The 23,868-nt window shown below is 56.4% G+C and carries 24 protein-coding genes and 1 tRNA gene; 13 read left to right on the top strand and 12 right to left on the bottom strand.

Features of this window, described 5'->3' with window-relative positions; all coding sequences use genetic code 11:
• Positions 1 to 3 precede the first annotated feature (3 nt).
• The 3 genes from HJ583_RS11220 to HJ583_RS11210 form a co-directional block, all read right to left on the bottom strand.
• Positions 4 to 432 carry a COG4315 family predicted lipoprotein gene (locus HJ583_RS11220; protein ID WP_170021962.1) on the bottom strand — a complete coding sequence of 143 codons (429 nt, stop codon included), beginning with the start codon at positions 430 to 432 and terminating at the stop codon, positions 4 to 6.
• Between the two features lie 109 nt (positions 433 to 541).
• Positions 542 to 1,168 carry a lytic transglycosylase domain-containing protein gene (locus tag HJ583_RS11215; protein WP_328824873.1) on the bottom strand — a complete coding sequence of 209 codons (627 nt, stop codon included), beginning with the start codon at positions 1,166 to 1,168 and terminating at the stop codon, positions 542 to 544.
• Positions 1,159 to 2,868, bottom strand: coding sequence for a proline--tRNA ligase (locus HJ583_RS11210; RefSeq protein WP_170021961.1), 1,710 nt, complete (start codon positions 2,866 to 2,868; stop codon positions 1,159 to 1,161). The genes HJ583_RS11215 and HJ583_RS11210 overlap by 10 nt, the downstream gene beginning before the upstream one ends.
• A 146-nt stretch (positions 2,869 to 3,014) precedes the next feature.
• On the opposite strand from HJ583_RS11210, the gene HJ583_RS11205 reads away from it, so the two are divergent.
• Both HJ583_RS11205 and coq7 read left to right on the top strand, forming a co-directional pair.
• The gene (locus HJ583_RS11205) at positions 3,015 to 3,545 is read left to right on the top strand and encodes an RNA pyrophosphohydrolase (protein ID WP_170022031.1); all 531 of its coding nucleotides are present in this window, start codon (positions 3,015 to 3,017) and stop codon (positions 3,543 to 3,545) included.
• Positions 3,546 to 3,548: 3 nt separating this feature from the next.
• On the top strand, positions 3,549 to 4,169 hold the full coding sequence (gene coq7, locus HJ583_RS11200; protein WP_170021960.1) for a 2-polyprenyl-3-methyl-6-methoxy-1,4-benzoquinone monooxygenase: 621 nt from the start codon (positions 3,549 to 3,551) through the stop codon (positions 4,167 to 4,169).
• A gap of 14 nt (positions 4,170 to 4,183) precedes the next feature.
• Here coq7 and HJ583_RS11195 read toward each other — a convergent pair whose 3' ends face one another.
• A complete protein-coding gene (locus HJ583_RS11195; protein WP_170021959.1) occupies positions 4,184 to 4,609 on the bottom strand; it encodes an OsmC family protein in 426 nt (141 codons plus the stop codon).
• Between the two features lie 524 nt (positions 4,610 to 5,133).
• On the opposite strand from HJ583_RS11195, the gene rplM reads away from it, so the two are divergent.
• Positions 5,134 to 5,562, top strand: coding sequence for a 50S ribosomal protein L13 (gene rplM, locus HJ583_RS11190; RefSeq protein ID WP_101942265.1), 429 nt, complete (start codon positions 5,134 to 5,136; stop codon positions 5,560 to 5,562).
• Positions 5,563 to 5,577: 15 nt separating this feature from the next.
• The gene (rpsI, locus tag HJ583_RS11185; protein WP_101942266.1) at positions 5,578 to 5,973 is read left to right on the top strand and encodes a 30S ribosomal protein S9; all 396 of its coding nucleotides are present in this window, start codon (positions 5,578 to 5,580) and stop codon (positions 5,971 to 5,973) included.
• 336 nt (positions 5,974 to 6,309) lie between these two features.
• Here rpsI and HJ583_RS19335 read toward each other — a convergent pair whose 3' ends face one another.
• From HJ583_RS19335 to HJ583_RS11145, 8 genes are all read right to left on the bottom strand, one after another.
• The gene (locus HJ583_RS19335) at positions 6,310 to 7,428 is read right to left on the bottom strand and encodes an HD-GYP domain-containing protein (RefSeq protein WP_170021958.1); all 1,119 of its coding nucleotides are present in this window, start codon (positions 7,426 to 7,428) and stop codon (positions 6,310 to 6,312) included.
• Between the two features lie 82 nt (positions 7,429 to 7,510).
• Positions 7,511 to 9,106 (bottom strand): malate synthase A, encoded by a 1,596-nt coding sequence (gene aceB, locus HJ583_RS11175; protein ID WP_170021957.1) that lies wholly within the window; start codon positions 9,104 to 9,106, stop codon positions 7,511 to 7,513.
• Positions 9,107 to 9,276: 170 nt separating this feature from the next.
• Positions 9,277 to 9,666: a type IV pilin protein gene (locus HJ583_RS11170; RefSeq protein WP_170021956.1), complete on the bottom strand. Its 390-nt coding sequence runs from the start codon at positions 9,664 to 9,666 to the stop codon at positions 9,277 to 9,279.
• Positions 9,667 to 9,689: 23 nt separating this feature from the next.
• Positions 9,690 to 10,187 carry a pilus assembly PilX family protein gene (locus HJ583_RS11165; protein WP_170021955.1) on the bottom strand — a complete coding sequence of 166 codons (498 nt, stop codon included), beginning with the start codon at positions 10,185 to 10,187 and terminating at the stop codon, positions 9,690 to 9,692.
• A 12-nt stretch (positions 10,188 to 10,199) separates the two neighbouring features.
• Positions 10,200 to 10,976 (bottom strand): PilW family protein, encoded by a 777-nt coding sequence (locus tag HJ583_RS11160; RefSeq protein WP_170021954.1) that lies wholly within the window; start codon positions 10,974 to 10,976, stop codon positions 10,200 to 10,202.
• Positions 10,973 to 11,509, bottom strand: a complete 537-nt coding sequence (pilV, locus tag HJ583_RS11155; protein WP_170021953.1) for a type IV pilus modification protein PilV — start codon at positions 11,507 to 11,509, stop codon at positions 10,973 to 10,975. Before pilV ends, HJ583_RS11160 begins: the two co-directional genes overlap by 4 nt.
• Positions 11,506 to 12,036, bottom strand: coding sequence for a GspH/FimT family pseudopilin (locus HJ583_RS11150; RefSeq protein WP_170021952.1), 531 nt, complete (start codon positions 12,034 to 12,036; stop codon positions 11,506 to 11,508). The genes pilV and HJ583_RS11150 overlap by 4 nt, the downstream gene beginning before the upstream one ends.
• Entirely contained in the window at positions 12,018 to 15,248 is a 3,231-nt protein-coding gene (locus HJ583_RS11145) for a pilus assembly protein (RefSeq protein ID WP_170021951.1), read from the bottom strand. Before HJ583_RS11145 ends, HJ583_RS11150 begins: the two co-directional genes overlap by 19 nt.
• 203 nt (positions 15,249 to 15,451) lie before the next feature.
• Between HJ583_RS11145 and HJ583_RS11140 the strand changes: the two genes are divergently transcribed.
• The 9 genes from HJ583_RS11140 to HJ583_RS11100 all read left to right on the top strand — a co-directional run bounded on the left by HJ583_RS11140 (position 15,452) and on the right by HJ583_RS11100 (position 23,857).
• Positions 15,452 to 15,527: transfer RNA gene (locus tag HJ583_RS11140), tRNA-Thr, on the top strand.
• Between the two features lie 109 nt (positions 15,528 to 15,636).
• Entirely contained in the window at positions 15,637 to 18,090 is a 2,454-nt protein-coding gene (locus HJ583_RS11135) for a heavy metal translocating P-type ATPase (protein WP_328824872.1), read from the top strand.
• A gap of 1 nt (position 18,091) precedes the next feature.
• Complete coding sequence (ccoS, locus tag HJ583_RS11130) at positions 18,092 to 18,298, top strand: cbb3-type cytochrome oxidase assembly protein CcoS (protein ID WP_254048218.1); 207 nt, start codon at positions 18,092 to 18,094, stop codon at positions 18,296 to 18,298.
• Between the two features lie 384 nt (positions 18,299 to 18,682).
• Entirely contained in the window at positions 18,683 to 20,104 is a 1,422-nt protein-coding gene (gene ccoN, locus HJ583_RS11125) for a cytochrome-c oxidase, cbb3-type subunit I (RefSeq protein WP_101942275.1), read from the top strand.
• 13 nt (positions 20,105 to 20,117) lie between these two features.
• Positions 20,118 to 20,741: a cytochrome-c oxidase, cbb3-type subunit II gene (gene ccoO, locus HJ583_RS11120; RefSeq protein WP_101942276.1), complete on the top strand. Its 624-nt coding sequence runs from the start codon at positions 20,118 to 20,120 to the stop codon at positions 20,739 to 20,741.
• An 11-nt stretch (positions 20,742 to 20,752) separates the two neighbouring features.
• The gene (locus HJ583_RS11115; RefSeq protein WP_408058194.1) at positions 20,753 to 20,941 is read left to right on the top strand and encodes a cbb3-type cytochrome oxidase subunit 3; all 189 of its coding nucleotides are present in this window, start codon (positions 20,753 to 20,755) and stop codon (positions 20,939 to 20,941) included.
• A 6-nt stretch (positions 20,942 to 20,947) separates the two neighbouring features.
• Positions 20,948 to 21,853 (top strand): cytochrome-c oxidase, cbb3-type subunit III, encoded by a 906-nt coding sequence (gene ccoP / locus HJ583_RS11110; RefSeq protein WP_170021950.1) that lies wholly within the window; start codon positions 20,948 to 20,950, stop codon positions 21,851 to 21,853.
• 81 nt (positions 21,854 to 21,934) lie between these two features.
• Positions 21,935 to 23,344: a cytochrome c oxidase accessory protein CcoG gene (ccoG, locus tag HJ583_RS11105; RefSeq protein WP_170021949.1), complete on the top strand. Its 1,410-nt coding sequence runs from the start codon at positions 21,935 to 21,937 to the stop codon at positions 23,342 to 23,344.
• Positions 23,345 to 23,353: 9 nt separating this feature from the next.
• Positions 23,354 to 23,857 carry a FixH family protein gene (locus HJ583_RS11100; protein ID WP_170021948.1) on the top strand — a complete coding sequence of 168 codons (504 nt, stop codon included), beginning with the start codon at positions 23,354 to 23,356 and terminating at the stop codon, positions 23,855 to 23,857.
• Positions 23,858 to 23,868: the final 11 nt, after the last annotated feature.

Raw genomic sequence — 23,868 nt, 5'->3', positions numbered from 1 at the left:
TGATCAGGGCTTGGCGAGTTCGAAATCGGCGCCTGCCTTCTTGCAGTTTTCAGCGGCCTTGTCTGCCATCTTCACCATCGAAGCCGGTGCACCTGCCGGGGCCTTGGCGCCGGTGCAAACGTACAGCGGCTTGCCTTTGTAAGACCATTGTGTCGAGCCATCTTCGCGCTCAATGATCTTGTAGTCGCCACCGGCTACGTCATCCGGACCCGGATAAAGCGGGCCGAAGACCTTCAGGCAATCGCGCACGCAGGCGCTTTTGTCGGCGTTTGCATCTTTCTTGTATGTGTAAAGCACCTCACCACCGGTGCTGACAAGAGCGCCATCCTTGACGACGGTCGGAGCCACGAAGCTGGAACTGGGGGCCGAGCTACAGGCCGAAAGCAGTGCGAGGGAAAGCGATGCAACTACGAGGCTAAGCGGGTGCTTCATGGTGATCCTCCTGATGTGTTGTCAAGCTAACTCGGGGTCTCGTCTTGGACGCCAAAGGCATTATTCCAAGGAGAAGAAACTTTCTCAATGCCTATATGAGTTTGCTTTATCAGTTTGCGGCCACTGGTGTTGCGCCAGTGCCAGCAGTGAAGGACCAATTATTCTTCCAAGCGGCATGAACGGCATTCGGGTATTCCGGTTTGCCCAGGCTGCCGTTATAGCGCCCCAGGGCGCGGAACACGTCGCCCTTCTCGATATCCAGATAGTGGCGCAGGATCGTGCAGCCGTAGCGCAGGTTGGTGCGCAGGTGAAACAGGTTGGTGTCCTGCGTACCGATGGCCTTCACCCAGAAGGGCATGACCTGCATCAGACCACGCGCGCCCACGCTGGATACGGCGTACTTGCGAAAGCCGCTCTCGACCTGGATCAGGCCCAGCACCATTTGCGGGTCGAGCCCGGCGCGTTGGGCTTCGTAATATACGGTCTTGAGAAATTCGACCCGTTCGCGCGTGTCGGGCATGCGTTTGGCCAGGCGTGGAGCCATCTCGTTGAGCCAGCGCAGCTTTTCGTTCAGCGACGGGAAGATGGGCTCTGGCGCGGTCAGGTCCGCAACCGCCGCGTGCAGCGCGGCCTGCACGCTGGCTGCGAGCGCCTCTTCGCGCTGCGCACCGGCCCATGCCGTGCAGGACGACAGGGCCAGCAATGCAACAAGAAGAGGGCGCAGACTCAGTTGCACAGGCGTGTCTTGATGAAAGCCGCAATCTCGGCAACCGGGACCTTGGTGGCTTCGGTCTCACGGCGGCCCTGATACTCGGCTTGGCCTTCCTTCAGGCCACGATCACCAATCACCACGCGGTGCGGCACACCGATCAATTCCCAATCGGCAAACATTACGCCTGGGCGCTCGTCGCGGTCATCCAGAATCGCGTCGATGCCCGCCGCCCGCAGTTCGGTGTACAGCGAGGTGGCCGCTTCGCGTACGGCTTCAGAGCGGCTCCAGCCCATCGGGCAGATCACGATCTGGAAGGGGGCGATGGCGTCCGGCCAGATGATGCCTCGCTCGTCGAAGTTCTGTTCGATGGCCGCGCCCATGATGCGGGTGACGCCTACGCCGTAGCAGCCCATCTCCATGACCTGTTCCTTGCCGTCCTCACCGATGAACTTGCAGCCCATGGCTTCGGAGTAGCGTGTGCGCAGCTGGAAGATGTGACCGACTTCGATGCCGCGGCAGATGGCCAGCGTGCCCTTGCCGTCCGGTGAGGGGTCGCCGGCAACGACATTACGGATATCGGCAACGGCCGGTTCCGGAAAGTCCCGACCGAGATTGGCGCCGGTGTAGTGGTAGTCGTTTTCGTTGGCACCGATCACGGCATCACTCATGACAGCAACCGAGCGATCCATATAAATCTTGCCTTGGAAGCCGATCGGGCCGATGGAGCCAGGCTCGGCGCCGAAAGCCTCGCGGATCGTTGCAGGGGAGGCGAAGCGCAGCGGTGAGAAGACGCCAGCGAGCTTGCTGGCCTTCACTTCGTTCAGTTCATGGTCGCCTCTCAAGAGCAGCAGCACCGGCACGCCCTCATCACCATCGACGATCACGGACTTGATGGTCTGGTTGGCGTCGATCTTGAGGAAAGCAGCGAGTTGTTCGATGGTCTTGGCGCCAGGGGTGTGGATTTTCGTCAGCGCAGCAGACGGAGCAGGGCGCGGGGTGGCAGGGGACACGGCTTCGGCTAGCTCTACGTTGGCCGCGTACTCGGAGTCCGGGTTGTAGGCGATAGCGTCCTCACCGGTCTCAGCGATGACGTGAAACTCATGCGAACCAGTGCCCCCGATGGCGCCGGTGTCCGCTGCAACGGCACGGAACTCCAGACCGAGGCGGGTGAAGATAGAGGAGTAGGCGCCGAACATGTTCTGGTATTCGCGCTTGAGGTCCTCGAAGTCCTTGTGGAAGGAGTAGGCGTCCTTCATCGTGAATTCGCGGCCGCGCATGATGCCGAAGCGGGGGCGGCGCTCGTCGCGGAATTTGGTCTGGATCTGGTACAGGTTTTTCGGCAGTTGGCGGTAGCTGCGCAGATCCTGGCGCACGATGTCGGTGATGACTTCTTCCGAGGTCGGTTGCATCACGAAGTCACGCTGATGGCGATCCTTGAAGCGCAAGAGCTCGTCGCCCATCTTGTCGAAGCGGCCGGTCTCCTGCCACAGCTCGGCTGGTTGCACGATGGGCATGGAAAGCTCCACTGCGCCGGCTCGGTTCATTTCCTCACGGATAATGTTCTCGATCTTGCGGATCACGCGCAGACCCATCGGCATGTAGTTATAGATACCGGCGGAGAGCTTCTTGATGAAGCCAGCGCGCATCATCAGTTTGTGGCTGACGATCTCTGCATCGGCGGGGGCTTCCTTGAGGGTCGAAATGTAGAACTGGCTGGCGCGCATGATGAGGCTTCGGGTGGAAAGCGGATGGACAATCCGGAATTGTACCCGAGGGCCCCGGCTACGCGCAGCGCGGGCTGGCGAGAGGTTTCCTTGGGCGTGGAACTATGGAAGAATCGCAGCAGTTCATGAATTTCATGGTGATACCCATGCTCGACAGGGACGGCTATCGGCCCAACGTCGGCATCGTCATCGTCAACTCACATAACGAGGTTTTCTGGGGCAAACGCATCCGCGAACATTCCTGGCAGTTCCCGCAAGGCGGCATCAAGCAAGGGGAGTCCCCCGAGCAGGCGATGTTCCGGGAGCTTTATGAGGAGGTTGGATTGCGTCCCGAGCACGTGCGCGTGCTCGCCCGGACCCGTGACTGGTTGCGTTATGACGTGCCGAAGCACTGGATCAAGCGCGAGTGGCGCAGCACCTACCGCGGTCAGAAACAGATCTGGTTTCTGTTGCGTCTTGCCGGGCGAGATTGCGACGTGAACCTTCGCGCCAGCGGCCACCCCGAGTTTGACGCTTGGCGCTGGACTAATTTCTGGGTGCCACTGGAGGGCGTCATCGAGTTCAAGCGCGGCGTATATCGTGCTGCGCTGAATGAACTGGGTGTCAGCTTGTTTCATGGCGACATGCAATCCCGGCCGCGCTCCTATGAGCCCGAAGCGCCGGCGCGTCAGGCCTGAATCATGCTCGATCGCCTCATCATCAGTTTCGACCGCGCCCTGCGCACTCTGGCGGCCGAGCCGCGCAGCATGCGTGCGGTGCCGGGTGCGCAACAGCCTGAAGCAGTGCTTGATGATTCCCAGCGCCAGCATGTGGCAGGGCTGATGCGCATTAATCACGTCGGCGAAATCTGCGCCCAGGCTCTTTATCAGGGGCAGGCTCTGACGGCACGGACTCAGCACTCACGCGCTGTGCTGGAGCATGCCGCGGACGAGGAGACCGAACACTTAGCCTGGACCCTGCAGCGCATCCGTGAGCTTGGTGGTCGCCCCAGTTTGCTCAATCCTCTATGGTATGGCGGAGCACTGGCGATCGGCGTCGGCGCGGGACTGGCGGGCGATCGCTGGAGCCTGGGTTTTCTGGCTGAGACGGAAAAGCAGGTTGAAGCCCATCTCAACAGTCATCTTGGTAAAGTGCCACGGGATGATCTGCGCAGCCGCGAGATTCTTGAACAGATGCGGAGTGACGAGATCGCGCACGCTGAAATGGCTCAGGAGCTTGGCGGCGCTGCTTTGCCGGGGCCTGTGCAGGAGGCCATGCGTCTGGCCTCCCGGGTCATGACGACAGTGGCCTATCGCGTTTAATGCCTCTGTCGGCTTCAGGCTGCAGGTATTTCGATGACTTCGAAGTCGTGGGTGATCTCGGCCGTCTTGCCAAGCATGATCGAAGCAGAGCAATACTTGTCCGCTGACAGTTTGATGGCGCGCTCAACGATTTCCGGCTTCAATTTCTGGCCGCTGACCACATAGTGGTAGTGGATGCGGGTGAAGACTTTCGGGTCTGTTTCGGCCCGTTCAGCCTTGAGCTGTACTTCGCAGCCAGCAACCGCATGACGTCCTCGCTTGAGGATTAGCACTACGTCGTAAGCGGTGCAGCCGCCGGCGCCAGCCAGGATCAACTCCATGGGGCGAGGCGCCTGATTTTGCCCTCCCAGATCACCCGCCCCTTCCATCCGGATGGTGTGTCCGCTGGTGGTGTCGGCGACGAAACGGGCATCGCCATCCCATTTGACAGTGCATTCCATGGCTTGAGCTTCTCTTCTCTATTCTCGGGAACGCGAGTGTAAAACCCTGTGGAAGTCTCGTGTGAATTGCGTGTTTGCGGTGCAGCCTGCAGCCTGGGAGAGGGGCCTGCCATGGCTCGATGCGCCTTTGGTATTTGCCTGTCTGTGAAGATTTCCACTGATGAATCATGGCTTTGTTTGTATTTGCGATTTTTATGGGCAAATAGAAACAATCTCGTCTGAAGATCAGCCTTGATTCTTGCAATGCACCATCGGTCACTCCATAATCGAACCGTGTTGATCGCAGTGCTTTGCGATCCGTCGTTTGTCTCCTCCACCCTCCTCCTTTGGTGTGGACTTGGCGCAGCCCCACAAGGGCTGCGTTTTTTTCGCCTGTAATCAACGGCACGCCTTCCGCTGGTGGTGACAACATCGTTTTGATGATGTGTTTGACACCGCTGTTTTAAACCGCATATACTTGCCGACTTTCCGCGTACGGGTGTCCGTTTCGCGTACAACAAGACAAGACAAGAGGAAACTCTGTGATGAAGACCTTTTCCGCCAAGCCGCATGAAGTGACGCACGACTGGTTCGTCGTCGATGCGACCGACAAGGTGCTTGGTCGTCTGGCCAGCGAAATCGCACGCCGCCTGCGCGGCAAGCATAAGGCCATCTATACGCCGCACGTTGATACCGGTGATTTCATCATCGTGACCAATGTCGAGAAGCTGCGTGTGACTGGCGACAAGGCACTGGACAAGAAGTACTACCGCCACTCGGGTTACCCGGGCGGTATTTACGAAACCAATTTCACCAAGTTGCAACAGCGCTTCCCCGCTCGCGTGCTGGAGAAGGCCGTCAAGGGCATGCTGCCCAAAGGCCCGCTCGGCTACGCGATGCTCAAGAAGCTCAAGTGCTACGCTGGTGGTGAGCATCCGCATGCTGCCCAGCAGCCCAAGGTGCTGGACATCTAATCTAGGAGCGAGAAAATGCCCGTTGGACAGTACAACTACGGCACGGGTCGTCGCAAGACTGCGGTGGCTCGCGTATTCATCAAGGCCGGTTCCGGCAAGATCGTCGTCAACGGCAAGCCGCTCGACGAATTCTTCTCCCGTGAAACGGGTCGCATGGTGGTTCGTCAGCCTCTGCAGCTGACTGAAACCAGTGATCGTTTTGACATCATGGTCAACGTGAACGGTGGCGGTGAGTCGGGTCAAGCTGGTGCAGTGCGTCACGGTATCACCCGTGCCCTGATCGACTTCAGCCCGGAGCTGAAGCCTGCTCTGAAAAAGGCTGGTTTCGTGACTCGGGATGCACGTGAAGTTGAGCGTAAGAAGGTCGGTCTGCGCAAAGCTCGCCGTGCCAAGCAATTCTCGAAGCGCTAAGCGTTTCCGGGATTCAACAAAAAGCCCGCTATGCGGGCTTTTTGTTTTTCAGGCCCTATTGTTTTGCGCGGATACGAGTGCTTGTCGAGCTTTCTGAATGCCTTCAGCACGAGTTTGTCCAATCAACAGATAAAAGAAGCCCGTTTGTGTCTGATTTCTTTTATGTGAGACGATCAGCAGATTCGTGCGTTCGCACTGTGTGCCTTGGAGTAGGGCTAAAGCACTAGGTTTGATGTCTCCTTGCTTATAAGGCGGCGGTGGCTGGGGCGCGTAGAGCGGTGCTTAGCGCCAAGCTATCCCCAAGAGCGGCTTATTTCTTGTTGTGTCGCTACCTGCTCAGTCCTTGGCCTTGTGGTGCCAGATTTTTTCAAGCGGCACGGCAATCATGGACTTTTCCTGCGGGATCACGGCGACTATGCCGAGACCTTCTTCCGAAGTTTGCCTCAGCTGCGGCTTGGCGCAGCGCAGCCCTTTAGTGTCTACGAGCGTGGCTACCTGCGGGCATTTTGGTTGGGCGCTGCGGAGGAAAACGACGCCCAGCTCGCCGTTGGCGAGTTTGACCAGGGTGCCCGGCGGGAAGAGGCCTGTCGTGTGGGCAAGCAGGCTACCAAAGGGGTTGCCGCTGGCTTCGGTGAAGGTGGTGAAGATCTGCTTGATTGCTTCATTGGCGACGACGCGTGCTCGATAGGTTCTGTCACTGAGCATGGCTGTGTAGTTGTCGCAAACTTGGAGCAAGCGGGCTATTTCGCTAGTGTTACGGATTTTGCGAGGATAGCCACTGCCATCCGGCCGTTCATGGTGTTCCAACACGGCGCGTACCCATTCGTCATCGTTGATGCCGCATTCGATTAGCAGGCGAGCCCCCTGGGTCGGGTGCTTGTCGATGGTTGCTAGCTGCTCGGAATTTAGTGGGGAGCGTTGTTTGAAAAGCGTCTGTTGTAAAGAGTGCATGCCCATATTCATGGTGAGTGCTGCACACAACGTGCTGATACGTCGGTCATCGTCCCAGCCTATGCGTTGAGCTAGCATGTCCGCCATGACTGCCGTATAGAAGGCGTGGGTGGCCGGATAGTTACGCTGCTCCGCTAACTGCATGGCTGCGAGAGCCGTGTCCGGGCTGTGTTCAGCAACCCAAGCGACGCGTTCAGCTTGCTTCTCGATCTCTCCTTGCAAGCTGCCGTCACGCGGTGGGTCGGCAAGCAGAAAGCTGATATTGGCCGTGACTGAAGCAATGATGTGGAAAGGGTCGTAAGGCGGCTCGCGCCCCTCCAGAGAAGCCAGATATTCCGCTGCATCGACATACATGCCGCGTTCGACCAGTTCGTCCGCCTGGTCCGCTTCGCCGACCACGTAGCCTTTACGGAGTAGCAGGTTGCCGGCTGTGTCAAAGATGTCCCACCGCAGGGAGGCGCCCAGCACGATCTGCCCGGGCTCCAGCTTGTGAAATTCGCGCACCGGAAGCTCCCTCTTGAACGCTGAAGCAATGGCCGGTTAACGACTTGGCGTGGTTGATTCTTGAGCAAAACTGGTTAAGCGCTCAGTTCATCTTTTCATAAAGCGGGAGGGTGAGGAATTCTACGTACTGATCCGAGAGCGACATTTCTTCGAAGATCTTGGCGGCTTGTTCATAGCTGGTCGCGTCTTCGCCTTGGGAGATTACCGTAGCCTTGACTTTTTCCAGCTCTTGCGGGACCAGAGTGCGCACTAGCATGGCATCTACCTTGCGGCCATCATCCAGAATGCCCTTGGGGGAGCGCACCCATTGCCAGACTTGCGAGCGGCTGATTTCGGCCGTCGCTGCATCCTCCATGAGGTTGTGAATTGGCACACAGCCATTGCCGGCAAGCCAGGATCCCAGGTAGTGAATGCCCACGTTGATATTGTTGCGCAGGCCTGCTTCGGTGATCGGCTGTTCAGGCTGGAAATTCAGCAAATCAGCCGCCTCAAAATTCACATCATTGCGTTGCTTGCCCCATTGGTTGGGTGCTTCCCCCAAAATCTTGACGAATTCTTCGTGGGCAATGGACACCAGTCCAGGGTGAGCCACCCAGCCTCCGTCAAAGCCATCACTTGCATCGCGAGCTTTGTCGGCACGAACCCCTGCCAAGGCCTTTTCGTTGGCCTCAGGGTCGCCCTTGATTGGAATCAGCGCTGCCATGCCACCGATGGCCGGTGCGCCGCGCTTGTGGCAAGCCTTCACCAGCGAGAGTGCATAGGCACGCATGAAGGGCACGGTCATCGTGATCGCGGAGCGGTTGGCTAGGCAGAAATCCTTGTTTTCCTTGAACTTCTTGATGCAGGAGAAGATGTAATCCCAGCGCCCTGCGTTGAGCCCTGCGCTGTGCTCGCGTAGCTCATAGAGAATCTCTTCCATCTCGAAGGCTGCAAGGATGGTCTCGATCAATACCGTGGCCTTGATCGTGCCGCGTGGGATGCCCAGTTCGTCCTGTGCCATGCAGAAGATATCGTTCCACAGTCGAGCCTCCAGATGGCTCTCCATCTTGGGTAGGTAATAAAAGGGGCCCGCGCCTCTGGCGATCTGCTCTTTTGCGTTGTGGAAAAAAGCCAGCGCAAAATCAAAGATACCGCCGGACACACGCTCTCCGTCGACAAGTACGTGTTTTTCGTCCAAGTGCCAACCACGGGGGCGAATCTGCAGGGTGGCGACCTTGTCCCTCAGTCTGTATTCCTTGCCGGCTTCGCTGGTGTAACTGATCGTGCCGTGGATGGCATCGCGCAGATTGATCTGCCCTTGTATTTGGTTGAACCAGTTCGGCGCGTTGGAATCCTCGAAGTCAGCCATATACGAGTCCGCCCCGGAGTTCAGTGCATTGATGATCATCTTTCGCTCGACCGGTCCGGTGATCTCGGTGCGGCGGCAACGCAGGGCAGGGGGAAGGGGGGAGATTCGCCACTCTCCTTCGCGAATGGCTAAGGTTGCGGGCAGGAAATCCGGGAGCTCACCTGCGTCGATACGAACTTGACGTTCGGTTCGAGCTTTTAGCAGTACTTGGCGTCTGCCTTCGAACGCCTGATGCAACTTAGCGATAAGAGCCAAGGCCTCGGATGTAAGGATAGTTTCGAAGCCGGAATGGAGGGGGGCATAGATCTCGATAACAGAGGGGCGTGGCATGTGTGAAGCTCCTGCAGGAGGGATGTTGCACTGCAGTGTAGGAGCGAGCTAATCGATGGAGCAAGGGCGGAATTACCACTATCGATTGGGTGTCATGTCTGACAATCACGCTTTCCCCAGAAAAAAGCCCGCTAATAGCGGGCTTGGTCTGCATTCCTCACGGCCAAAGGCTATTTCTTCCAGTTGCCTGTGCGTGCGCCGGTATTGGTCAGCGTTTGATTTCCATCGTTTGCCTGACTTGTACCGGTTTTTGGGGTGGCGGTGACAGTGAAATCATTTGCATTACAGGCTCCCGCAATCGTGTAAAAGTCATGACTAGGGCCTGATACGCCACAAGTTGTGCCGCTTGAGTTGTATTTTCCGTTTGTTGAGTAATAGCGCTCCAAGCTTTGGGCATACTCGGTTGCGGCGCGTTGGGCGTCGGCACGTCGTGTACTGACAATGTAGCTTGAATAGGATGGCAAGGCGATGCTTGCAAGTATCGCAACAATCGCTACAGTGATCATCAGTTCGATCAGAGTGAAGCCCGAGCTTCGGTGTGAGTGATTTAGGGCAAACATGATGCAAGGTTCCTGAGTGGGAATTACATCGGACAGACGAAGGAAATCGCCTGCAGGATGACAACAGAATTCGAATTCAAACCTTGACCCCTCCCCATGATGCTGTAGGGCAGACAGCTTTCTTTTCCTGTAGGAACGAAACTGCTAGCGGGTGTAAGTGCATTAATCACGAATTTGGCACTTGTTCCTTGGCCTGTAGCAAGGGTGACCTCTTTTGAGTCCGTATCGGACCAAGCAGAAGGCACTGTGTTCGCCGCAGATGCAGCGCCAATACCGGTGTTAGGGATGCTGGTGCATGGTCCCATGCATGCTTCTCCGTTTGCTGTTAGTGCTGCCTGTGCCTGGCTCAAAGCTTGTTCCGCGGCCTGATACGCTCGCGAGCGGTCCATATGATTGCCTGTAATGCGTTCACCAAGTGTTCCTGTGCGGGTCGCGGAGAGTACAAGAATGGTCAATGCGAGAAGCAAAACCAAAGATACGATCAGTGATAAACCTTGTTCTTTTTTTCCGAAGTAGCTCATGGTGTCTTCTTTCTAGCGATTCCTGAGCAGTACCGTGCTCTGGAATTGGCGATAGAGCTTGCTATCGGTCTGGGAGTTGCTGATATTGGTGCCGCTACAATCCTTGACTGCAGAGGCCTTGCTAATGCCTGCGTCGGCCATTTCGGTACGCAAAATCAGGCAAAGTTGCACTGCAACGATCTGCACGCTGGTGACGCCTGTTGGTAGCGTGGTGACATAACTGTCTGCGACACAGTCGCGATTGACGCCAGCACCTCCGCATCGATAGTTATCTGCGAGTGTGTTCGGGGCGGCTGCGGTATCGATGCCGTACATGACCTGAAAATCCACTACTTCGGTACCGCGGCCTCCCGTCTGTGTGGCAATCCAGTCAGTAGTAACGGGTGTGGTGCCACTCGTAATGCAACTCAATTTGCTGCTGGCAAATTGAATGGTAAGTGTGGTGTCAGTTCCGCTAGCGATGGCGGCCCCATTGCAGTTGACAATATTTGTGCCATCCCCTTTTGTTCTGAGGACGAATTTTGTCGAAGGAGTGGTTGCATCAGGGGCTAAGCGATCTGCTGCAAGTGCCTCGCTGGGAGGGCGATAACCCGCCTGGGATATCAAGCGCTGCAGCATGGACAGAGCAAATCGCCCATCTTCGGTGAGTCGCGCCTGCATTTCTTGCGTGCGGTTGGTTTGGCGGGTGCCGATATATATTTGTACAAGTGCGATTACTACCAGCATTGACAATACCAGTGCCACCATCAATTCGATCAGCGAGAAGCCCGGCTGTCTTTTTTTCATCATTCGATCACCACGGAGTAGCTGGTGCTGGTGTTGCTGGATTGGCTACGGTCGTCCAGCCAAGTGATGGTAAGGGTGTAGCGAAAATGATCGGCATAATTACCAGCAGCGCTGGTTAGCGTATAAGTTGCCTCAGGCAACTGAGAGCGCAGGAGTGTGTTCCAATCAGTCATTTCCGTACTGACCCGATAGGCCTGATCTGCTGAGTCTTGAGCAGAACAAGTTACCGTGCTTTTGTCTGATGTGTTTTGCACACACTTGGAAAAGTCTGGTGGGGTGGCGGGTTTGACTTCTGAGGTCGAGTCAGCCAGAAACGGAGAGCGATTGGCTCTAATTCGCTCGCCAAGGTTGGTAGCGAGATCGGCAGCAATACTGCGGTAATAGCTGCTCTGACCCAACATCAGGGTTTTGGCTTGAAGGGCGGCAAGGCCCACTAATCCCAGTACCAAGACTGTGATTGATACGAGCACCTCGATGAGCGTGACCCCAGCTTGGGAGCGGCGGGCTGACATTTTGTATTCCTTGCTGTTCATCATGTGCAGGTCGTTGTGCCGATGGCTTTTGTGGCTCGTCCGGAGGCAGATACGCTGACCGTCTGTTGCTTACGGCCGCTGATGCACAGAGTGAAAGTGCTTACCGCCGTAACGCTACCCAGCGTGGCTGAGTATTCGACCTTCGTGTCTGAGTTGGTGACGCTGACGCCCGAGCCGGTCGGTATGCGTTTCAGGATGTTGTTCCCTTCTGCGATCAACCAGCCGTTGTCCCAAGAGGCTGTAGTCGAGCATGCTGCTAAAGCAGAGTCCGTGTTCGAACTGTTTGCTGGACACAGCTTGACGACCTTGCGTTGCTGCACAGCTTCTTGCCGAGCAAGATTCAGAGCGGTCACCAGCGCATCCGACTGAGCTGATAGTCTTGAATCGCGCACCATATCCATCATGCTTGGAGCCGCTAAGGAGGCCAATACGGCCATCAGCGCGAGCGTAACCATCAATTCTATGAGGCTGAAGCCCTTGGGTTCCTCTGAAAGGGGATTGCAGAAAACCCTCACTTGAGTTCCTTCCATGTGCCAGTTTCAACGCGGACGCCGGAGGCTGGACCTAGCATCCGGTCACGATCGATGGTGTCGGTACCGATCGTGCCGCTTAGTACGACACCTTTTCCGGATGAGTAATACTTAGCTGCGCGATACACAGCCATTGAGTTGACTTCACGGAGGGCTATCTTGCTGCCCTCTGAGCCGTAAGCTCCGTCTGTAGTGAGTTCAACGACTGCGCTTTGATCCGCTACGAAAGTGAGTTCTGTGGGCATGCCGCTGCGATCAAACCCGCCCGCATAGGCATTGCCGCTTGTGAAGGGGATCTGGTCCGCAGTTGTGGATTTGTCATCTCCATCAATATCCACGAAGCTGTATTCACGACCGGTGCGGCTCTTCGGAGTGGAGCCTGTGAGCGGGTTGAGGCCCATGATCCAGCCCTTTCCTCCTGGAGTGCAAACTTCTCCAGACTGCACGCTGCCGGTTCCAAAAAGCGCTTTGTCCGCATACACCATCGGTGAGGTAACGAGGCGCTCTCCGCCAGGAAGATCAATGTACCAGCCACGTTTAACGCCGAGATCCACCGTATTGGCTGACATCTTGCGATAGGTGCCCGCACGTTTTCCAGCCGCGCTCATTGTGTAGGTGCTATCAATGGTTTGTGCCACGAGGCTGGACTTTGCTGCGGTGCTAACTGCGCTCTTGAAGTTATCGACTACACCGTAAAGAGTTTGCGTTCTGGTGTCGGTTCTATCCGTGTCGAGCAAAAGCTTGCCACTACCAAAAATTACCATCACTTCACCATCAGTGCCGGTCGGGAAAAGTCCTGGGCGCTGCACAATCGGCTGCGTGGTGCCTGCGTCAAAAAGCGGGGTGGTGGAAACTGAAAAAGCTGATGTACTTGAACTTGTCAGATCAAAACGCCACACCTTGCCATTGAGATCGCCTGCATAAACGTAGTCGATGATCCCATCACTGTCGTAATCCCAGCCCGCTGGGCTAGACAAACCACTGCCAAGCTCTGTCGTGCCATTTTTGACTTCAATTTTTTTGATCAAGGCGCCAGTGTTGGCATTTACGATGAATAAGGCAGAGCCTTTGCTGCTTGTCTTCTGGCCGCCACCATTGCTACCTGTGTCATCGAAGTCGCTTTCGTAGCCATTGCTGAAAATGATGGCTGGTGTTGCTGTTGTCGCCGAGGTGCGTACGTTGTAGATAATCGGTGTGCTGAAGCTATAGCCGATTTGAGCATCGCGCTGGTCGTTCCATTCCCATTTCACGGCGCTAGCAGCTCCGCCAGTCAGAGTGCTCGAAGACGTTACATCCAGAGCGTAATACCCTTGTCCGCCCTGACCAAGCCCGCCAGCAAGAATGGTTCTCCAGTTGGAAGTAGTGGTCTTCCCATCTGCAGAGGTGGTTGGGAAGTTGACGTCTTCGCGCCGTGAGCTGCCATTTACGAAAAATGCGTGAGGCGTGCCAGTTGCCTGCCCGTAATCGGTTTTTGGCAAAGACTTAAGATTGCGATACACCGCATGCGGCACATAACCCATCAATTCGGTCATCGTGCCGATGTCGAAAGCGTGCATCATCCCGTCGTTGGCTCCGACCAGCACAAGGTTGCGCGAGGCGGTGTCTGTTTTGAACTGGGCGTAGGTGGGGTCAGTAGTAAAACCGGACGATTGCGCGATGATGGTGGGCTGCGCGTCGACCATGTCCCCCAGTTTTCCGTTGGGACGGCTTCTCAGGCCTGTTACGTCTTCGCCACGAATCCATTTGATCGTGTTTTGGCGTTCTGTGGCGTCAGCGCCCAAGCCCGCCTGCTGACTGGTGCTCATCAAACCAAGATTTGCAGAAGTAAAATCGAAAGTAGATGTTGCGCTGGATGTGACTTGGCTTGTGTAGATTTTGCGTGATGCAGCGGCCGGAATAATAGCTTTCGGCGTGCTGCAGTCTCCTGTGATCGTTCCACTCTTGTCTAGGTTTTTGCAGCGTAATTCGCCATACCAGCCTTGCGGATTAAATACAGGCTGAATTGCGACGTTGCTGGCATAAGCCACCTCACTGCGCGTGGCTACGCCGCCCGCATTTGAAACCGAGGCTACGATGTCATTGATTGCATTCGTCAAAGCGGCATTTAAGGTCGCTTCGTCCGTCGGTTTGTAGGATTTCCCGCCTCCAACGGTAGCTGCAGCAGCCAATACAGGGTTGTCTACGGAGAAACCGACCGTGTAGGTAATCAAATTCTGCTTAATGAACTTAGGATCGTCATAGGATTTACTGTCGCCGTCTGTTCCGCCGACTTTTAGATCCGAAATATAGGCATACTTTGCAACGTCCCTGATAGCACGAAACCAGTTGTAATCCTTGCTCGTATCGTCGTCGAAGCCTGGGGTTCCTGTGGAGCCTTCCAATGTTGCAGGGCAGGTGACGGTCAGCCCGTCGTCGGCTGCAGTGTCGGCACTTTTGCAGATAGAGAAATTTTTGCTGACAGCATCACCATTACTTTTTCGGGCGGTATAAGACAGCGCGGAGAGTCCTGCACCGGGGAGAGTGTCTTCATCAGTTGCCATGCCGTCAGTAATGACAAGCACAAAATTTTTCTGGCAGCGATACTGGATTGGGCTTGTGTAACTTCCACTCCAAGTGTTGTAGAGAGATGTCTCCCCCTTGAAGTAACGCGTGATTTCCGTAAGACCTTCACCGAGTGGAGTGGACGTGCGTGCCCACATATTGCTGATGGCAGTATTGAGAGTTGCCTTGTTCGTATCCGTCATATCAGCAACTGGAGCTCGCAGCTTAGCGCCGACGCCGCGAGTTGCATTGCTGGCGTTGAGTTTTTCGTCCTGAAAAGTGAATAAACCAAAGCGCACGCCCGGGTTGTTGGCGACAACATTCCTGGCAACCCGTTTTGCAATATTCATCTTTGTATCTGGAGACACGGTTTCACTGTCAACAGCGTCGCGAAAGCCTTTAATGTTGTCGTTGATGCATTTGTTGTAGCCGCCAGATTGGGTGTCAGGGTTGCACTTGCTGGTTTGTACCCACTTGTTGTTGCTGTCTTGCCCCATGCTCCCAGAAGTGTCGATGTAGAGCAGTACGTTGGGAGTGACCGAGTTCGATAGGGTTGGAGGCAGCGCAGGATAAAACTCAGATCCTTGTGCAAGACGAGCCCCAAAGGTTGCCGGGAAGGCCAGTGCGATGGAGAGAGATAGGGTGCTGAGCTTGAACTGTGCGCGCTTCATGGCGACCTCGCTGTCTGGTATTGCGTTTGTGCCTAGCATTGCAGTTGCTGCATGACATGGCTTACTTAAGATTGCCTGAGTCTTGGTTGTTGAAATGGTAAATTCAACAAAATCGCGACAAAGGGGCGTATGTTTCGGACGGGTGGATCTGTGTCTAAGGTGGTTGAGCAATCTCGGTTGTTCGCATACAATCCGCGTCCTTCGCTGCTGTAGCTCAGTCGGTAGAGCAACTGATTCGTAATCAGTAGGTCACCAGTTCGATTCCGGTCAGCAGCACCAGTTCCGCCGAAAAGGCCGCTCCATCAGGAGCGGCCTTTTTTGTTTGCTGGGCTCGCTGTGCCTGCAGGATAGAATCGGCGGCCGCAGCTCTCTTTGGATCCGCCCGATCGTGCCTTCCGCCCTTTCTACAAGCTCTTCTGCCGGGATAGTCTGCTTCCATTGTGGCCAGCCTGTGCCCGCAGGAACAGTGCTGTTTGTTCCAGTGGAGGGAATCCCGAGACAGATGTGCTGCGCCGGCTGCCAGGCGGTGTGCGAGGCGATCGTGACGGGCGGGCTGGCCGATTACTACCAGCATCGACAGGCTTTTCCGGATCGTGGTGAGGTGGTTTTACCGCCAGCGTTGGCGGAGTTGGGGCTGTTTGACCATCCCGAGTTTCAGCAGGCCTTTGTGCGGCCTTTGGCTGGTGGGGAGCGTGAGGCTGATCTGATTCTGGAGGGCATCACATGTGCTGCTTGCGTCTGGCTCAATGAGCGACATTTGGCGACGCTGTCTGGTGTTGTTGCTGTACAGGTGAATTACGCGACGCGGCGTGCGCGCATCCGCTGGCGCGAGGAAGATGTACGACTCTCGCAGATTCTGGCTGCCGTGGCGGCAATTGGCTATCGCGCCCATCCCTATGACCCACAGCGCTCTGAGCTACTGGCTCAGAAGGAGCGGCGTACTGCCCTGTGGCGGCTCTTTGTGGCTGGCTTCGGGATGATGCAGGTGATGATGTATGCCTTTCCTGCCTATATCGCGGCTGAGGGCGATATCAGCGTGGTAGCTGGCGGTTTGATGCGTTGGGCGAGCATGGTGTTGACCTTGCCGGTGGTGCTGTATTCGGCGGCGCCTTTCTTCTCGCGTGCTTGGCGCGACCTTCGTTTGCTCAGACTGGGCATGGATGTGCCGGTAGCGTTGGGAGTGGGGGCGGCTTTTGTGGCGAGTGTGTGGGCCACACTCCGTGGCGCGGGCGAGGTCTATTTCGACTCAGTCACGATGTTTGTGTTCTTTTTACTGGGCGCACGCTACTTGGAGATGCTGGCCCGGCAGCGAGCCACGCGTGGTGCCGAAACGCTTGGGCGTTTGCTGCCTGTGTTTGCCCGTCGATTGAGCGCTGATGGTGTTGTAGAAGAGCAGGTGGCCGTGTCGAGTCTGGCGGTCGGGGATGTTTTGTTGGTGCGTCCTGGTGAAACCATTGTGGCGGACGGAGTTGTGCGCGCAGGCGTCAGTGAGGTGAATGAGGCCTGGTTGACCGGCGAGAGCCTTCCTGTGGCGAAGCAGCAGGGCTCGCGGGTGCTGGGGGGGAGCCTGAACGGTACGGGGGCGCTGGAAATTGAGGCGCAGCAAGTGGGGGAGGCTACCCGGTTGGCGACGATTCGTCGCTTGATGGAGCGGGCAAGTGCTGAGCGCCCGCGGATCGTGGCGCAGGCGGACAGGGTTTCGCTGGTTTTTACGGTGCTGCTGCTGGTTCTGGCGGCTGGGGTCGGAGTCTATTGGTGGTGGTCTGAGCCTGCTCGTGCTTTGTCGATTTGTGTTGCCGTTCTGGTGGTGAGTTGCCCGTGCGCTTTATCGCTGGCAACACCGGTGGCGCTGACTGTAGCAACTGACGCACTGGCTCGTGCTGGATTGTTGGTGACGCGTGGGCATGCCATTGAGACTTTGGCTCGGGCAAATCATTTCGTGTTCGACAAGACGGGAACACTGACGACGGGGCGGTTGCGGCTGGTGAATGTTGCTTGCGTGGAAGGCGAGAGTCGGGAGTCTGTGCTGGCTCTGGCTACGGCGCTGGAACTCCATTCGGAGCATGCCGTGGCGCGTGCTCTGGTTGATGCCGGGCCAAAGGCTGAGGTGCCGATAGCTGATGAGGTTCGCATTCATCCTGGACAAGGGGTGCTTGGACAGGTGAAGGGGGTGCGTCTGGCATTGGGGCGGGAGGATTTTGTTGCGGAGTTGGCTGTGCAGGCTTTACCCGTCAGTTTTGTGTCGGCACAAGGTGACAGCGTAGTTTTTCTAGCGCGGGAAGGTGCTTGGTTGGCGATGTTCGTTCTGGCAGACAGCGTGCGTGGGGCTGCGTCAGCACTTATCTCAGGTTTGCGAGCAGAAGGCTGTGGAATAAGCATTTTCAGTGGCGATGGCCGTTTGCCGGTACGTGCGTTGGCCGATCGCCTGGGAGTAGAGGATGCGCGTGCTGAGCTTTTGCCTGAAGGCAAGTACGCCCAACTGACTGCCTTGCAAGCGCAAGGGAAAATCGTGGCAATGGTGGGAGACGGTATCAACGATGCGCCGGTTCTGGCGCAGGCTCAGGTGTCAATCGCTATGGCAGGTGGGACGGAGCTGGCGCGAAATCAGGCGGATTTAGTTCTGCTGGGAGACGACCTTGAGCGTTTGCTGCTCGGGCGACAGATTGCGCGCAAGACGCAGGCGATTATCCGCGAAAATCTTATCTGGGCCTTTGCCTACAATCTTCTGGCCATTCCGGCCGCTGCGCTGGGTTGGGTTACGCCCTGGATGGCGGGGATTGGCATGGGAGGTAGTTCCTTGCTCGTCGTACTGAATGCTTTGCGTATCGCGCGGAGAAACTGACGTGGAAAGCAGCCTCTATATATTGATCCCCCTGTCGGTAGTGCTGGTTTTTGTCATTGCCTGGTTGTTCTGGTGGTCAGTGAAGGACGGGCAGTTCGACGACATGGAAGGGCCTGCTTTCAAGCTGATGATGGATGATGATCGTGCGCCGGCGCGCGATGCGGAAAGCGCTCAGGGAGCTGGCGAGAAAAATAGCACTTTGGTGTAGGACGCTTGATTTCAGTCAAGCCGTGTTTCTCGCACTCCTGCATACTGCATCCCATGCCGACGGGGGCGTCGGCGGCGAAACTTCAGAGCTAATTCTGGGGTTTCGTGAAGTCTCTCTGTTGGGGTTGGGGGTGCGCTTGTCGCACCCTTTTTTTCGTCTACAGGTTTTCCTGGGGGCCGAAAAGACCCTTCTGTTGTGCTAGGATTTGCGCCAGCGCAAAAACCCGGTTGATGTACGTCAATCCGGGCTCAAGAGAGCAGGGTGAGGCTCTCCTGCTGCTTCAAGTTGTCGTGCATTGCCTGACTGCATCTGCCGTCAGGTAGCTTTCGATGACATCTGACAGACTGGCAGGCGCTGGGTTCCTTCTCCAACACGAGGTGGCTTATGCAAACCCAGGCGACTTACGACTATTCAGTCGTACGACAGTTCGCGATCATGACGGTGGTATGGGGTATCGTCGGCATGCTGGTGGGCGTGATCATCGCGGCCCAGCTGGTATGGCCCGAACTCAATGTCCACGAATTCCTTCACTTCGGGCGGCTGCGCCCCCTGCATACGAATGCGGTGATTTTCGCTTTCGGTGGCTGTGCGCTGTTCGCGACCTCCTACTTCGTGGTACAGCGGACCTGTCACACGAATCTGTTTCTGCCCAAGCTTGCCAGCTTTACCTTCTGGGGCTGGCAGCTGGTGATCCTGCTGGCGGCGATCACGCTGCCGCTGGGCATGACTTCAGGAAAGGAGTACGCCGAGCTTGAATGGCCGATTGATATCCTGATAGCCATCGTATGGGTGTCTTATGCCGTAGTTTTCTTCGGCACTATCGCCAAGCGCAAGACGCCCCATATCTATGTGGCGAACTGGTTCTATGGTGCCTTCATTCTTGCTGTTGCGCTACTTCACATCGTGAATTCGGCTGCTGTTCCAGTCTCCCTGTTCAAGTCCTACTCGGCTTATGCTGGAGTTCAGGATGCAATGATTCAGTGGTGGTATGGTCACAATGCTGTGGGCTTTTTCCTGACAGCAGGCTTCCTCGGCATGATGTATTACTTTGTGCCGAAACAAGCCGGTCGCCCGGTGTATTCCTACCGTCTTTCGGTTGTGCACTTCTGGGCCCTGATCTTCACTTATATGTGGGCAGGCCCCCACCATCTGCATTACACGGCGCTGCCTGACTGGACTCAGTCAGTCGGTATGGTGTTTTCGCTGATTCTGCTGGCTCCCAGCTGGGGTGGCATGATTAACGGGGTGATGACGCTCTCTGGCGCTTGGGAGAAGTTGCGGGATGATCCTATCCTGAAGTTCCTGATCACTTCGCTATCGTTCTACGGCATGTCGACCTTTGAGGGGCCGATGATGTCGATCAAGACGGTGAATGCGCTGTCTCACTACACCGACTGGACCATTGGTCACGTGCACTCGGGCGCGCTGGGTTGGGTGGGGATGATCTCGATCGGCTCCATCTATTACCTGTTGCCGCGCCTCTACGGTAAGACTGGAATGTATTCTACCAAGCTGATCACCTGGCACTTCTGGATTGCCACCATCGGCATCGTGCTCTACATCGCATCGCTGTGGATTGCTGGGGTGATGCAGGGGCTGATGTGGCGTGACACCAATATTGACGGCACCCTGAAATGGGCTTTCGTTGAGAGTGTCAAGGCCAGCTATCCGTACTGGATTATTCGTCTGCTGGGCGGCACGCTGTATCTGGGCGGCATGTTCATCATGTTCTACAACATGGTGCGCACGATCGCTGATGGTCGTGCCGTCGATGCGCCAGTCGTAGCTCCGGCTGCTGCGCACTGAGGGGAGAGCACAGATGAAACTGAATAATGAACTGATCGAAAAGAGCGTTCCTTGGCTGATCGTGCTGACGCTGATGGTGATCAGCGTGGGTGGCTTGGTCGAGATCGTGCCGCTGTTTTTCCAGCATTCCACGACCAAGCCCGTCGAGGGCGTGAAGCCTTACGATCCGGTACGCCTGACCGGGCGTGATATCTATGTTCGCGAAGGCTGCTATCTGTGTCACTCACAGATGATTCGTCCTTTCCGGGCTGAAACCGAGCGTTATGGCCATTACTCGGTGGCAGGCGAGTTTGTATATGACCATCCCTTCCAATGGGGTTCCAAGCGTACCGGGCCGGATCTGGCACGTGTTGGTGGCCGCTATTCGGATGTGTGGCAGCGAGCCCATCTGCTGAATCCGCGCGATGTGGTGCCAGAGTCCAATATGCCGGCTTTCTCGTGGCTGGACCGCCCGCTCAAGGCTGCAGATGTTGCGACCATCGAGACGAAAATGCGCGCCCTGCGTGCGGTCGGTGTGCCGTATACCGATGCGGAAATCGCTGCAGCGCCCAAGGCGCTTGAGGGTGTTTCTGAACTGGATGCGCTGGTGGCCTACCTGCAAGGGCTGGGCACGGCCATTCCGGCAGGCAACAAATAAGGCGGCTTGCCATGGAAATGGATATCAATCTTGTGCGTTCGCTGGTGACGGCAGGTGGTTTCTGCTGTTTCGTGGCGATCATCCTGTGGGCTTTCAGTAAGTCCGCCCGAAAGGGGTTCGATGAGGCAGCCATGCTGCCTTTTCAGGATGAGGAAGCTGCGGATGTGCAGTCCGCTTCCCGATCGAAATCAGAGGGGTAAGGCGTCATGAGTGATTTTGTCAGCGATACCTGGCATTACTACGTTGCAGGTTTGGTGATCCTGAGCCTGATGTTTTGTATATGGGTTCTGATCTCCAACATGACCAAGCGGGTCAAGGGGCCGGTTGCGCTTCATGGCCATATCTGGGATGAAGACTTGCAGGAGTACAACAATCCGCTGCCGCGCTGGTGGATGTGGTTGTTCTGGCTGACTCTGGCTTTCGGTATTGCCTATTTCACGCTCTATCCGGGCCTGGGCCGTTGGCAGGGCAAGATTGGCTGGAGTGCTGTCGGGCAGTACAAGGCAGAGGTTGCGGCGGAGGATGCTGTGATTAAGCCGATTTACGATAAGTATATGAAACAGGATTTGCTGGCTGTGGCCGCTGATCCAGAGGCCCAGGTGATGGGGCAGCGCCTGTTCCTGACTTACTGCACGCAGTGCCATGGCTCAGATGCGCGAGGTGCCAAAGGCTTCCCCAATCTGACGGATACGGACTGGCTGTACGGTGGGGAGTCGGCGACGATTAAGACCACCATCACTGGTGGGCGCAATGGCGTCATGCCTCCGTGGGGGGCTGTTCTAGGTGCTGATGGCGTGAAGGATGTGGCGAACTACGTTCGCTCACTTTCGGGGCTGGCGCATGATTCCTTGCGTGCCCAGCGCGGTAAGGATGCTTTCATGACCAACTGTGTGGCTTGCCACGGCCCTGAGGGCAAGGGTAATGCTGCGCTTGGCGCACCTAATCTGACTGACCGCGTGTGGTTGTGGGGGTCTTCGGAAGCGACGATTATCGAAACTGTGAGCAAGGGGCGCACTAACCAGATGCCGGCCTTCAAGGAGCGACTTGGTGATGAAAAGGTGCATTTGCTTGCCGCTTATGTGTTGAGCCTGTCAAAGAGTCAGGCCAAGTAAGGGTTCAAGCATGAGCGGGGCGCTTCGGCGCCCCGCTTGCGTTTGGTGCAGGACAATTGTGGTTAAAGCAGGAGAGTAGTGATGGCTGACGCCCGGGAAACCGATAATCAGGATGCAGGGGATTCACTTTATGCCGTGCGCCAGAAGGTGTATCCGCGGGCGGTGACAGGGGCATTCGCGACGGCGCGCTGGGCGATGGTGTGGATTACGCAACTGGTGTTCTACGGGCTGTGCTGGCTGCCCTGGAATGATCGTCAAGCTGTGCTGTTCCATCTCGGAGAGCGCAAGTTCTACATCTTCGGCTGGGTGTTCTGGCCGCAGGATGTGTTTTATCTCTCCATTCTGCTGATCATATCTGCCTACTCCCTATTTCTGTTTACGGCGGTAGCGGGGCGTTTGTGGTGTGGCTTTGCCTGCCCGCAGACGGTTTACACCGAAATATTCCTGTGGATCGAGAAGTTTTTCGAGGGTGATCGGGCCAAGCGCATGAAGCTGGATGCGCAGGAGGCCAGTGTTGGCAAGCTGTGGCGCAAGAGCGCCAAGTACGTGGCCTGGATAGCCCTTTCGCTATGGACCGGGATTACCTTCGTGGGCTACTTCACGCCGATCCGCGAAATTCTGCATGGCCTGAGCAGTCTCACGCTGGGGGGATGGGAGTGGTTCTGGATTTTTTTCTACGGAGGTTTTACCTACCTGATGGCGGGCGTAATGCGCGAGCAGGTGTGCAAGTTCATGTGTCCATATGCACGCTTTCAAGGGGTTATGTTCGATCCGGATACGCTGGTGATTACCTACGACGAGGAGCGCGGTGAGCCTCGAGGTTCGCGTCGCAAGGGAAGTGATCCCCGTTCCCAAGGTTTGGGCGATTGTGTGGACTGCGGCATTTGCGTGCAGGTGTGTCCTACGGGAATCGATATACGCAAGGGTTTGCAGTATGAATGCATCGGCTGCGCAGCCTGTATCGATGCTTGTGATCAGGTGATGGATAAGGTGGGATCGCCGCGCGGACTGATTCGCTATTCCACCGAAAATGCCATTAAGCAGCATTGGGGGGGGCGTGACATCCTGCGTCATGTGCTGCGGCCGCGTATTCTGATATACAGCGTTGTCTTGTGCATCATCTGTGTGACCTTTGTGTGGGCATTAGCAACCCGTACGCCGCTGCGTCTGGATGTAATCAAGGATCGATCGATCATTTCCCGAGAAGCTGAAGGCGGAATGATCGAGAACGTTTATGTGTTGAACCTGATGAACATGGCGGAGTCTGACCGGAGTGTCCAGTTGGCGGTTTCAGGCCTGCCCGGTGTGAGCCTGGATGGTGTGGATGCTGCGATTGTGATGCCCCCCGCTCGCAATCAATCTTTGCCGGTGCGTGTGCGGGTGCCGATGGACGAGTTGGAAAAAGGCTCGCACCGGATATGGTTCGAACTGAGAGCTGTGGATGACCCTTCACTGCTGATCAGGGAAAAAGCTGTTTTCATCGTACGTTGAGGTGCATGCATGAATAATCCTGCCATGAGTCTTGATCCCCGTCCCTGGTATCGACAGTTGTGGCCCTGGCTGATCATCAGTATGCCGCTGACGGCTGTGCTAGCTGGTGCTGCCACCTGGTATCTGGCTTGGCATTCGAATGATGGTCTGGTGGCCGATGATTATTACAAACAGGGCATGGAGATCAATCGCTCGTTGGCGAGTCAGGAAACTGCGCGCCAATTGGGCCTGAGCGGAACTCTCCGGCAGCGAGGTCGGGAGGTTGTCTTGCATCTGGAGGCTGAGCGGGAGATTACTTTTCCGCAGCGTCTGAATTTGCATGTTGTCAGCCCCGTCAAGGCGGGTCTGGATCGGGATATTGAGTTGCGACGGGAAGGTGGAGAGTATCGAGGAGTGCTTGAAGGCCTGTCAGCCGGTCACTGGAAACTCATTCTTGAAGATCAGGGGGGGACTTGGAAACTGATCGCAAGCGGCGTTTTTCCGCTGGCTTCAGTGCTGGACTTCAAGTCCTGAGCGTCTGTTTG

It is taken from the genome of Uliginosibacterium aquaticum (genome assembly GCF_012972705.2).
Lineage (GTDB): Bacteria > Pseudomonadota > Gammaproteobacteria > Burkholderiales > Rhodocyclaceae > Uliginosibacterium > Uliginosibacterium aquaticum.
Note: the sequence above shows the minus strand (reverse complement) of the source record. Positions and strands in the feature narration are given on the sequence as shown.